This window comes from Brucella sp. NBRC 12953 (assembly GCF_040369775.1).
Lineage (GTDB): Bacteria > Pseudomonadota > Alphaproteobacteria > Rhizobiales > Rhizobiaceae > Brucella > Brucella pseudogrignonensis.
The window spans coordinates 398,688-410,803 of record NZ_BAABSV010000003.1; the positions used below are offsets into that span (position 1 = coordinate 398,688).

A 12,116-nucleotide genomic window follows, 5' to 3' on the forward strand; every position below is an offset into this window, starting at 1 on the left:
GAAAATAGAGCCAGGCAGAAAGCTTGAAGCTTTTGATGCTATTTCAATAGGAGGAGCGGGATTTGCATTTGATGCGCCATGAGCGGTCCGACAGTTGCAAAAATGCATCTCTTGTATGTCTGATATATGAATCTCGTTAGCGTCTACGTTTTGACGATTGCGTTGGTCGACAAACTATATATTGACCAATTCACTCAACTTTTAGCCAGCAAGTCCCAATAGGCAAGCCAGCGAACATGCAACGCCTATTTCGGGGATACTATGCTGGGGACTCTGTCTTTCCAAAACACGATCAACCATCGTTGGTTGAAAGCTCTTTCCGCCTCTGTTGCGCTGTTGGCTGCGATGCCGGCTCACGCACAGACTGCGCCTGAAAAAAATGCCGTAAAGCAGAGCCAGAACACCGAGGGCGAAAGCGCTGAAGTGATACGGCTGCAGACAATCACACTTTCAGCGGAACGCGCTGCCAAAAACCTGCTTGATGTTCCAATGTCCATCAGCGTGATTGATCGTGACACGCTCGACCGCCATCAGGTGCGTGATATTCAGGATATGGTGCGCTATGAGCCGGGCGTAAGCGTTGATCGTCAGACATCGCTCACCAATCCTTTTGGACAGCTCAACAGTTTCAATATTCGCGGTGTGGGCGGCAACCGTGTGCAAATTCTGGTCGATGGTGCGCGTGTTCAGGAGCGTACCACCGATGGTAGTCGTGATTTTGTCGATCCGTTTAATATGAAATCGGTTGAGATCACGCGCGGACCGAACTCGGTTCTATGGGGTGCAGATGCGTTGGGCGGCGTCGTTTTTTTCAGGACGCTTGATGCCGACGATCTTCTGGATGGTACCAAGCCATGGGCTGTCGAAACCAAGTTCAGCTATGACAGCTTCGACAAATCGTTCCGCAAACAGATCACCGGTGCGGCCAAAGCCGGAGACTTTAAGGTTCTCGGCAGTTTCGGACATATGAGCTCGTCCGAGCCGGATATGCGTAAGGCACGGGCCGATGGCGGGAGCTGGGGTTGTCCGCGTGAGTCTATCTGGCCTTGCAACAAAGCATTTCCGATGGATACCGACGCTTATAACGGCTTGATGAAACTGCAGTGGAATCCATCTGCCGATCATGAATTCAAGCTGACAGGCGAGTGGTTTGAGCGGAATACCGATGTCGATCAGAAGTATGATTCCGGTGCTGCCAATCCGCTTTATGCAAGCATGCCCGCTTATTACAGTTTCTACTATCAAAACGAGAGCTGGGATCGTTCGCTGAAAATGCAGCGCGCTCGCTTTGCTCTGGATCATCGCTGGACCGTTGGGGCTTCCTGGCTGGATGAGGTGAAGTGGAACATTTCCTATTCACCGCAGAAGCGCGATACGACCAGCACTCAGATCCGCAATTACTCGCTTCTGGCAACACCGCGACGTGAAAAGCGTATTCAGATCCGCAATTATAGCGAGGATTTTCTACAGGCTGACGTTCAGCTGACATCGTCATTTGATCTTGGTCAGACCAGCCATAAAGTCATCTATGGTTTTGCGGGCGATATCACCAAAAGCAATTATGATGGTGATAATATCACCACCAATCTCAACACGGGTGTAACGACGGTTACGCCGCGGCAGGGTTTCAATTTCCCGAAAGTCGATACAATTCGTGCGGACTTTTATGTTCAGGACGAAATCAAGCTGCTGGATGAACGTTTGACGCTGACACCTGGCTTGCGTCTGGCGACCTATTCCCTCGATCCGACCAAGGATGATGGCTATGTTTCGCTTGACGGGTTTGAGCCGGAAAAGATGGATGAAACCCGTCTGATCAAGCGTCTCGGTGCAATTTATAAGCTCGACGACACCTATTCGGTGTTCGCCTCCTATGGCGAGGGCTTCAAAATGCCAACGGCTCAGCAGCTCTTTGTTTCGTCCACCTCTATCGGCGCAACGAGCATGGTTGAGGTCATTCCAAACCCGAACCTGAAGCCGGAATTTGTGCGTAGCTACGAAGCTGGTCTGCGTGGCGAATTTAATCGAGGCTATTTCAGCGCGTCCACATTCTATTCGGACTACAAGGACTTTATCCGTGGCCTGCAGCGCGTTCCGGGGGAAGCAGATAAATACACCTCCGACAACGTGGAAAGCGTGAAGGTCTGGGGTATCGAGTTCGGGGGCGAATACGAGGTCTACAACAACGTTTTCGCCAATGCGGCGCTTTCTTATATGCGTGGCGATCAGCGCGTGGACGCCGGATCTGAGAAGACGCCGTTTGATGGTGCGTCGCCACTCACAACCGTTCTCGGCCTGCGTTACATCATTCCGGACTGGAACCTTGAAACCGAGTTTGTTGGAACTTTTGCGTCCGGTGTGAAGCGCCGTGCTGACGAAGATGCCTTCAAACCATCGAGTTACACGGTGTTTGATGCCTATGCGAAATGGTCTCCAACCAAGCATATTGATGTGAATTTCGGTGTCGAGAACATCTTCGACAAGCGCTATTTCCCAAATACGCTGACAGGTTATGCCAATTCGCCAGAGACGTCCTCGGTCGCCAATGTCAATCCGCTTGAGATGCAGGTTGCGCCCGGCCGCACCTTCAAGGTTGGCGCCACGATGCGTTTCTGATCGCCATTGATGATCAACATGCCGGGGCAGGTTTAAAGCTGCTCCGGCTTTCTCATGTCAGTATCGGTTGATTATGTTCACTGTGCTTAAACAATTTTGGCAGCTGCTCAAATATTGCAATTCCGGCGAGGGGAAAGTCCTCGGCTGGCTGCTTCTGGCTTTGATATTCGCACTGGAGCTGGTTGGTATCTATACAGGTCTGTGGCTCATCAAATGGACTGCAGATTTTTATAACGCTCTTGAGCAACGCAATGTTTCGGATGCCGTCAATCAAATCGGGGTTTTCTGGCTCATCGTCCTGACTAATACGTGTCTTGGCCTTAGTGGCGAATATCTTCAGGGCACATTGAAAATCCGCTGGCGTGAGAAGCTTACGGAGACAGTTATTTCTGCTTGGATGGTGAATAAAGCTTATTGGCATCTGGCGATCCGCAAAGATGGACAGAAGCCTGATAATCCGGATCAGCGTATTGCCGAGGATTGCGAGCTGTTTGTTAAGCACATATTGACGGAAGGTATGGGGCTCATCACCACAATAATAGCCCTGTTTTCTTATGTCGCCGTGCTGTGGGGACTCTCAACTTATGTGCTGAGCTTTAGTGTCTTCGGCATAGATATAGCCATTCCACGTTACATGCTCTGGGCAGCCTTTCTCTATGTTTTCATTTCATCATTTGTAACTCACTTCTGTGGGCGTCGTCTGAAAGCAACCTTCGTTCAGCAACAGAAGAAAGAAGCAGACTTTCGCTTTGCTATGGCGCATGTGCGTCAACATGCTGGTGACATCGCTATCATGAATGGCGAAGGCCGTGAGAAGCAGATCCTGGCAGATAAATTTTCTGCTGTCCGTGAGAACTGGTACCGATTGGTCTTCCGTCAGGTGCAGCTTGGCGTGTTCACATTCCCCTATCGCCACAGCATTTTCCGAATTCCAACCTTCTTTGGTTTACCGGCATATTTTGCGGGCACAGTAACATTTGGCGGACTGATGCAGCTCGGGCAAGCCTTCTCGCATGTTTCTACCAACCTCTCGTGGTTCATATTCAACTATAAAACATTGGCTGAACTCGTATCGGCAGTCTCCCGCCTGTCTGGATTCTTAAATGCGATTCAAACTGTTGGTAGTGAAGGACAATTATCGGTTGCAAGGTCTTCACATTCATCTCTCCAGTTGCGTGATGTCGCGCTGAAGACACCAGAGGGGCAGGATCTGTTGAAAATTTCGGATCTCGATATCGAACCGGGTAAAACTGTCTGGTTGCGAGGTCGTTCGGGGTTGGGAAAGACGACATTGCTTCGGCTTATTGCCGGCGCGTGGAATTTTGCGAGCGGCACGCTCCACCGCCCTGACGCGACAATGCTGGTGCTTTCACAAAAGCCCTATATGCCGAATGCACCTCTCCACGATGCGGTAGCCTACCCGCTTGTTGCGGAAAAGTTTGATCAGGCCGAAATTGCGAGGGCCCTGGAAAAGGTCGGCTTGTCGAAACTCTCACTTCCCGCAGCATCGACGCAGCAGATTGCGCCGGGAACGCTATCTGGTGGCGAGATGCAAAGGCTTGCCCTTGCTCGCGCCTTGTTAATGAAGCCAGAATGGCTCTTTCTCGATGAGGCGACGAGTGCGCTGGATAAGCCTTCTGAAACCGAGTTGCTCGATCTCCTGCGATGTGAGCTTCCCAATTCGACCATCGTTATTCTGGCCCACCGGGAGCCGGGCAATCTATCAATCGACAGCGTGATCGATCTTGAAGCGTTTGGCGCGGCCCAAACGCGCAAGCAAGCACCTGTCCCACAAACTGCATGAGGAAATTATGAGCGAACAACCGATCCGCGTGAAACTTTTGGCCGATGCGGCTGATGTTCTGAAGACGCTGCCCTCAATGGGCAAGCTTATGATCAACTCCAAAAGTGGCGGCGCGACACATGAGCGTATCGGTGTCGTGGAGCAGGTTGAGGTTCGTGACGGCTGGATTTATTTCTCAGGTAGCGAGCATCATTCGCGCATCGATCTTTCGGCAGTTGCCTCGCTGATTGCTGATCGCAGCAGTGTGATGCAGGAGAAGGTCTATCCCCGTATCGATCTTCTTGCTGAAGATGAGAGTGTGGTCGGCAGCGTGATCGGCTTTGATGGTGCGGAACCGTTCGATCAGGCTCTGAACGGCTTTGCGTTCTCGGCTCTTCCAGCCAAAGACAAAGATCGCGGTACTGGCGAAGCGCTGGAAGTCGGTGATGATGAACCCGGTTTGAAGCCTTTTGCGGCAGCTCAGCGCAATAAGGCGGAGGTGCGCATTGCGCTCGACTTGCCAGCCTTCAAGCAGGAATGGTCGGGCGAAATGCCGGACGTGCGTCCGTCCCGCGGCTTTATCAATGTGATGAAACCGGACTTTCATCTGCATCTCAAAGCGGGCCACGTTGCTTCGTGGCATGAGGTAGAAAAAGGGGATGAGTATCGCTTCTACGCTCTCAATGAGGCGGGCCAGCAAACGGGTCTCGTCGTGTCGGGCAAAAAGGATGCGTTTCGATGAGCTTAGAGCCTTTATCGGTACAAGTCGGGCAATGGATTGATTTAATATCGCCAGAAGTTCGCACGCATCAATCGGTCATGCATGAAATGGCCAAGAAGCGCGTTGTGCTTCTCGGCGAACAGCATGATCGGCACGATATTCATCGCTGGCAGGTGAATGTGTCTGCCTCTCTTCTTGCTCTTCGCGATGAGCTTGCCGTCGGCTTTGAGATGTTTCCGAGAAGAATTCAGCCAATGCTTGATGAATGGGTGGCTGGCAAGCTCGAGGCCGAGCAGTTTCTGGAGAAAGCCGAATGGAGCAAGGTCTGGGGCTTTGATGCAGATCTTTATTGGCCGCTTTTCCACTTCTGCCGTGAGTTTAACGTCAAGATGCTGGCGCTTAATTGTCGCCGCGATCTCGTGACCCGTGTGGGCAAAGAAGGCTGGGAAGCGATTGCGGAAGAAGATCGTGATGGCCTGACCCCCGCACGTCCGGCGAGCCTTGCGCATCGCGAACATCTTTTGCGTCTGACCAATGGCGGGCCGCCGATCATGCAGGGAAAACCTGCCGACGCACCTGAGTTTGACCGCTTTGTTCGTGCGCAGCAAACCTGGGATCGGGCCTTTGCCTGCAACATCGCGACATATCTCGAAGAAAAGCCCGAAGCGCTTGTCGTCGGCATTATTGGGCGTGGGCATATGGAATATGGCTTCGGCACACCAGATCAGCTTGATGATCTGGGTATCGGAGAAGTTGGCGTTCTCTTGACCGAATATGTTGGTGAGACGTTTGAAAAGGTAAGCCAATCCGATATTGCTGACGCGGTTTTCGGATTGCAGGGATAGTTGTAACGTCTTTCCCGGTCATGCGGCTGATAAGAATGATCGGTGCTTTCAAGGGTAAGAGACCTATCATTGAGGATCATGAAAATGAAAAATCAAACGAGTTTGCGCCTGTTCATGATGCTTGGTTCTTTGCTGACCGCGACGTCCTACAGTTTGCCATCCGTTGCACAGACAGGGCCTCGTGTTACGGCACCAGCCGCACCATCTGAGGCGGAAGCGCCTCAGATTACCAATCAGGCTGAATGGCAAAGCGCTGTCGTCCGCATCCTCCGACGTTATGGGGTTCTTCTGTCGCGCGAACTGCGCCCTCTTGAACTGGATGGTGTTTTCAAACCGAAGATCAGCTTTTATCTGGCGCCGGATGGAACCGTCTCTGATGTCGAGCTCGTGGAAAGTTCAGGCGACGATCTCGTCGATGCTGCAGCATTGAAAGTTCCGACCGCTGGTGCAGCTTTTCCACCTTTCACGCCAGATATGCCAAGCGACAAGCCCAAGAAGCTCATCGCTCCATTTGAAGTGCATCTGAGCAAGCCAGAACCCGACGAGCCTAAAACCAGTGATCCGGCCAAGCCGCAATAAGCGTCAAGCCACCTTTAATTCTCCGATTGGCAGACCGGTGTCGGTCATTTTGTTATCGACACCATTTTCATCGAGAAACTGCTTCATTTCGGCATAGGTCTCAAACCAGGCGCGGTTGTATTTGTCGAATAATGACTGGTCCCAGTAATCTTCCAAACGGAATTGCTTGTCACTGAAAACATCATAACTTGGGATTTTATAGGTTTCGGCAAATTCCGCAGTGCGGCTGTCATAAGTGAAATAGATCGATGGAATGCCGTTAGCGAGCGCCATCAGATTGCCGTGCAGGCGATAACCCAGAACCAATTGCTGCTTGCGCACCAATTCCTCGTAGTCGGCAACAACATCCGAATAGAACATGCGATGCCGATAAAGGTTTTCCATTGTGTCATCGAAATACCAGTCAGCGGTCCAGCGATGCGCCTTGAGGGCTGCGATAGCCTCTTCTTTTTGTTCAGCCGTGCCGAACACCATCTTTTTTTCTTCAATCTCGCCCTGTGCCATGAGCGTTACGTCAAAGCGTGCGGCCATTGTGCGGATCAGATCGCGATGCCGGGTCAGATATTGTTCAATATCTTGTGCGTAAGCCGGTGAAACCTCGCGCCGCACCGTAACGCCAACCTGACTCACGTCCTCAAGCGGCGGCAGTTTGATGCGCAGATGCTGATTGTTACGGCGAAACGCCGTCGGGCAACCAATGATACGGACATTCTGAATTCCGATCTCGTTGAGAACCTGAGCCGTATAAGCCCCACGCACGCCAACAGAGACGGTTGAATCGGCGATCATGCGCAGCACCGCCTTTGTTTCCTCTGACAGCTGAATTTCACCGCGCACCGGTGCTTGTGCGCCAACACCAAAAGCGATGACGGGCAACTTTAATCGCTGCAAAACAGGGATCGTATCGCGCCAGTTCATATCCTTGTTTATGTAGTTCGAGCCACGCAGGATCACATAATCATATTCTTCCCGCAGCTGATCGATTTTCTCCGGAGAGAAATTGGTGATCGGCAGCTCGGAAGCTTTTTCGTAATTCATCAGCTTCAGCGAAGATTCAAAAACAAAGGCGTCGCCGATATTGTGATAGTGATTGATGCTGCCCTGCACGTCGGTATGACGATACCAGCGGACATTGTCGTGATCGTACACTTCTCCTGCGGGGATCATGACGAGGGCGCGTGCCATAGGCTATTCCTTCTTTTGTAACAGATACAGGCGAGCCAGGCTCAGCTGGCCTGTGAAAGTACGGTTGTATCCACGGCAGGCTTTAGCCTGCGCGGATGAGCTTCCCGCAACTGGTGATAAAGATCGAGGTGCTCTCTTGCACAATCGACATAATGAACAGGCTTGCGAATGGATTGATGAAGACGGTTCCAGATATTCGGATCGCTCAGCACTTCAGTAAAACGATCAGCCAGATCTTCGGCGCTTCGCACGCGAAAATGCAGGCCGTCCTCGCCATCACGAATTTTTTCGGCCATGCCGCCAATGTTCGAGCAAATGACAGGACGGCGATGATGCAATGCTTCCTGAATGACGATCGGTGAATTTTCCCACCAGATCGAAGGCATCACAACCCAGTCCACCGACTGCATAAGCCGCGGCATTTCAGCATTCTGATAGGCGCCGTAAAAGCGGACACGCGGTCCTGCTTCTTCAATGAGCTTCTGCATTCTTGCCTGAAATGCCGGCGGTTGCTTTTCGAGATTGCCGCCAAAGATCATCAGGCGGGAATCCTCGCCCCATACCTGTTCGGGAACGCGTGACACCGCATCGACAAGCACATCGATGCCTTTGAACGGGTTGATCTGCCCGAAAAAGGCAAAGCGACTGCGCCGTGGGTCCGGTCCGGTAAGCTCGCGCGGCGGCGTTGTCTGTGTGATCGCGATCCCATTTTCGATCACTGCCATTTTCGCAGCATTTATACCCCATTCGCGATAGCGGTTTGCCAGAAACTCGCTGGGCGACACGAAAGCGTCTGCCAGTTCCAGCATCCCGCGCACGAACCGTTCGCGCTTTAAAAAGCGGGCAGGCGGTATCTGCGGGAAGCAGGCGTGACAATCAATTGGCGAGGCTTCATTGCAGAGCTTCGAGGTGCCAGCTTTTACCATCTGCCCGTCATTGTTGCAGATCGAGAGGAACTCGTGAAACGTCACCAGAATGATGCGATCCGGCAATGTCTCGCGAATGGCATAAAGCGTTTCGAGGCCGAGGCCGAGTACGTGGTGAAAGTGAATGATATCCGGGTCGAAATCGCGCACAAACCGCAGCAGATCGCGGCGGATTTCGTCGGTGTTTTTGTTTGAAAGATAGAAGTGATCATACTCGTCAGCATGAAAGAGGATTTCATCGCTTGCGCGACGCATACTCATCAGCGCAGTCGTCCCATGCCGCGGGATTGGGTGTGCCGCGCGTGCCAGATAGACTGACTGCACGCCGGGAATGGTGTTTAAGCCCTTGTGCAGATTATAGGATGCAATTTCACCACCGCCGAGTGAGATCGACGGATGGGCGTGGGAAATGACCAGAACGCGGAGCTTCTCGCTCATACGGGTTCCTCCATTTGTACTTTGCGCTTGCCAGCGAGAATGGCCGACCACCGGGCGTCGAAAACCTGGCGGTCGATCCGTTCAATTAAAGCAATCGTTGAAGCCTTGTCGGTGACAGAAGTATCATCCGCACCAAGCATCTGGGCTGATGGCAGCCAATAGGAACGCAGGCCCGATTGTTTGAGCTTCAGCCCAAGGTCCAGGCCCTTTTCATGGGTACCGAGATAGCCTCGTGTGAAGCCACCGGCTGAAAACAATGCTTCACGCGGCATGATGCAGCATTCAAAGGTTGCCGTTGCCACTTCGGTCAGCGACATGCCGGATATGGCGTCGATCGGATAACCCGCATAACGACTGATGAGGGCGCGATCCGATTGTGGTCCTGCAACCCACGTTCCTGCCCAGCGGATTGAATCATCTTCATAGGCAAGGGTTGGAGAGAGCACACAGTCTTTATGGGTTTCATATGCACTGACCAGCTTGTTGAGCCAGCCAGCCTTTCGCGGCAGCAGGGAGCCTGCCAGAAAGACAACCTGATCGGTGGTGACAGTGCGTGCGCCGACTTCCAGTGCGTCATAAAGATCTTCCGAGCCATTGGCCGAAACAAGTCGAATGCGCAAGCGATAGAAATCAGCCAGACGTCTGATCTGAACGCCGACGCGGTCTATGATTTCAGTTGCTGCTGCGATCACAATCGGTGCTATTCGCGTTTCAGGATCAAGGGCAAGCAGCGCGAGCAATGGCTCGATCTCTTCGACACGCTCGTCAATCCCGATGATGATTGCTGGCCCCATTGCATCTTCAAATGGTCCCAGATCAACTACACCAAATACTTCAGGTGCCGGGCGGGTAACGCCACGCAGCAGCGGCACCAGCTGCTGATCGACGATGTGGCGCAATGCCCAGGCATTGGGGTCCGTTGCGCGAAGCTGCCGCACGATTGCATCGCGCGAGGTCACACGCGTCGGCGTCAGCGGAAAGAAGGCACGCCGCCCGTCGCTGATGGATAGTTCTAGATAGAAGGGTGAGGTACTGTCACCATCAAGTTCCGCAGCAAATGCCACAAAGCCATGAGCATGTCTGCTAGGATCAAGGCCAGCATTGAACGGGGGTTGATTGTCAAATTCACGCGTCACATCCGGGCGATCAATGCGCGTCCATGTTGTGTCGATCTGGATTTCTCTACGATGACGACGCAGTTTTACACCCTCGACGTGGCTGTCGGGATCGAGCAGCCAACCTGCAACAAGAAGTCCACTGCCTTCAACGCGGAAAACATTGTCGATGCCGATCCGGACCGGAAACGGGAGGGCCGAAACAGTATCGGTGCCGTCAAAGCGATTGGCTGCCGAACGCAGTCGTAACAAAATATCGGTTGAGCTTCTAACGCGCGGCAGGATCGCGCGGATATGGGCCGGCGTCTCACGGGAACCGGACAAAAGCCTGCGATCATAGACTTCTGTAAACCGCCAGCCGCGCCTGCCGCGAAACAGAATTCGCTCAATATCATTGGCTTCAACCGGCTCATTGGAGAGCAGCAGCCCGGCAAAACCGGATGCCTGTTCGTTGAGGTCAGGGCGGGCGAAAACACTGATCGCACATTCGGCGAGCGACGAATTTTTGCCGCTGATAAGCAGTCGCGTGACACTGGGCGTCAAATCCTGCGCCCAGCCCTGAACGAAAATCTCGCCTTCGTCGCTGGCGCCGATCAATTCGATACAGCCATCCGAACGCGCTCCAGCTTGTAAGAGAACGGTGATCGCTGAAAGCTTCTTCCGGCTGATCGGTCCTGAAATCAGGCCTTCCACGAGCTCGTCAATGACGCCGGGCAGAGCTGAACCCGACAGATCGGCAATCATTGCTACAAAATCCGCAATGGAGGCGGATCGTGAGGCAAAGTTATAGCGCCCCACCTTGGCCCGGTGCTGGAACATGATTGTTTTAAGCACGCCACGACGCAGCACATTGGTCGGAACAATTGCCACAAAACCGTGCGTTCCAGCAGGCGAAGGTTCTTTTAGCGGCCAGGTAATGAGGTTTGTTTTCACACTCATTGCAGGGTCGCCATTCAGAAAGGCCGTAACCTGATCATTGGTCGCACTGCCAATACCCAGCACTAAAACCAGCGTGTCCTCAATCACGCTGCCGACCACCATTTCACCCTCCATCATCATGGGTGGGCGATCAGGTGTTCGGGGCTGTTTTGGAGCCGAATTTGGACGTTCGTCTTGCACCATACGGCTTGTCCTTACGGCATGACTGCAAGCGTCAGAAGCGCGCCTGCGACAAAGCCGGTCAAAACGGCGGCCAGTACGAAAAGTACCTTGATGTCACCGCTGCTTCTCTTGCGCACGTCTTCCATGCGTTGTTCAAGGCCTGCCACCACGCCATCCATCCGCATGATATGAACATCAAGTTCGGTCATGCGCTGATGAAGATCGGTTCGCAGCGCATCAACCGAATCGGCTATATCGAGAAGCTCTGCTGGTGCCGCATTGCCGGAACTATCGATGGTGGGCGCTGCGCGCTGCAATGAACGCTGGTTGACCTGCAATTGCCGCTGTGCAGCCATCAGCATATCGAGTTTATCGAGAATGCGGGTCATCGGTGCTGCGATGAGAGCTTCAGCTGCCTGCTCATCAGGCTTTGGAACACGCAGCTTTTGCTCATTGCCTGCGGCATTGGCTGCAACGACCACCAGATCGCCAGCGCGGGCTGCAGCAAATTGCGGCAGCATCACTTCGAAAGCGTGCAGCCCATCGCCAATGCCATTGCGCTTGAGGTCTGGTCGCTCTTTGTCGGCAGGTGCTTCGGCAATGGGCTTGTCGTCCAACAGAACGCGAATGATGAGCCGCTCAGTCGGATAAGACGGATCAAATGCCCAGCCGTAAAGGCGTCCTTCTTCAATAGCGTCAACGCGTCCTTTCATGGCTTCAGTCCTTTGAGCTGTCGGCGAAGCGCTCTGTGCTTCAACCGGCTTTTGTGCCCCTTCGGATGGAATTTTGGTCGCGATGTTCATGATC

9 protein-coding genes are annotated in these 12,116 nt (G+C 53.0%); 5 read left to right on the forward strand and 4 right to left on the reverse strand.

Going from position 1 to position 12,116, the window contains the following annotated elements; genetic code table 11:
• Positions 1-261 precede the first annotated feature (261 nt).
• The 5 genes from ABWV94_RS09330 to ABWV94_RS09350 all read left to right on the forward strand — a co-directional run bounded on the left by ABWV94_RS09330 (position 262) and on the right by ABWV94_RS09350 (position 6,544).
• Positions 262-2,616 (forward strand): TonB-dependent hemoglobin/transferrin/lactoferrin family receptor, encoded by a 2,355-nt coding sequence (locus ABWV94_RS09330; protein WP_353413358.1) that lies wholly within the window; start codon positions 262-264, stop codon positions 2,614-2,616.
• A 73-nt stretch (positions 2,617-2,689) separates the two neighbouring features.
• Positions 2,690-4,420: an ABC transporter ATP-binding protein/permease gene (locus ABWV94_RS09335; RefSeq protein WP_353413360.1), complete on the forward strand. Its 1,731-nt coding sequence runs from the start codon at positions 2,690-2,692 to the stop codon at positions 4,418-4,420.
• 7 nt (positions 4,421-4,427) lie between these two features.
• Positions 4,428-5,141: a hypothetical protein gene (locus ABWV94_RS09340; protein ID WP_353413362.1), complete on the forward strand. Its 714-nt coding sequence runs from the start codon at positions 4,428-4,430 to the stop codon at positions 5,139-5,141.
• Positions 5,138-5,965, forward strand: a complete 828-nt coding sequence (locus ABWV94_RS09345; RefSeq protein WP_353413364.1) for a ChaN family lipoprotein — start codon at positions 5,138-5,140, stop codon at positions 5,963-5,965. Before ABWV94_RS09340 ends, ABWV94_RS09345 begins: the two co-directional genes overlap by 4 nt.
• A gap of 84 nt (positions 5,966-6,049) precedes the next feature.
• Positions 6,050-6,544, forward strand: coding sequence for an energy transducer TonB family protein (locus tag ABWV94_RS09350; RefSeq protein WP_162761634.1), 495 nt, complete (start codon positions 6,050-6,052; stop codon positions 6,542-6,544).
• A gap of 3 nt (positions 6,545-6,547) precedes the next feature.
• On the opposite strand, the gene ABWV94_RS09355 is transcribed toward ABWV94_RS09350, so the two are convergent.
• Genes ABWV94_RS09355 through ABWV94_RS09370 form a run of 4 tightly spaced genes read right to left on the reverse strand, consistent with a single transcriptional unit; the run spans position 6,548 to position 12,112 of the window.
• Complete coding sequence (locus ABWV94_RS09355) at positions 6,548-7,729, reverse strand: polysaccharide pyruvyl transferase family protein (protein ID WP_113496368.1); 1,182 nt, start codon at positions 7,727-7,729, stop codon at positions 6,548-6,550.
• A gap of 41 nt (positions 7,730-7,770) precedes the next feature.
• Positions 7,771-9,093 carry a glycosyltransferase family 4 protein gene (locus ABWV94_RS09360; RefSeq protein WP_105519254.1) on the reverse strand — a complete coding sequence of 441 codons (1,323 nt, stop codon included), beginning with the start codon at positions 9,091-9,093 and terminating at the stop codon, positions 7,771-7,773.
• Entirely contained in the window at positions 9,090-11,330 is a 2,241-nt protein-coding gene (locus ABWV94_RS09365; protein WP_353413366.1) for a glycosyltransferase family 2 protein, read from the reverse strand. Before ABWV94_RS09365 ends, ABWV94_RS09360 begins: the two co-directional genes overlap by 4 nt.
• A gap of 11 nt (positions 11,331-11,341) precedes the next feature.
• Positions 11,342-12,112 (reverse strand): hypothetical protein, encoded by a 771-nt coding sequence (locus ABWV94_RS09370; protein WP_353413368.1) that lies wholly within the window; start codon positions 12,110-12,112, stop codon positions 11,342-11,344.
• Between the last annotated feature and the right edge of the window lie 4 nt (positions 12,113-12,116).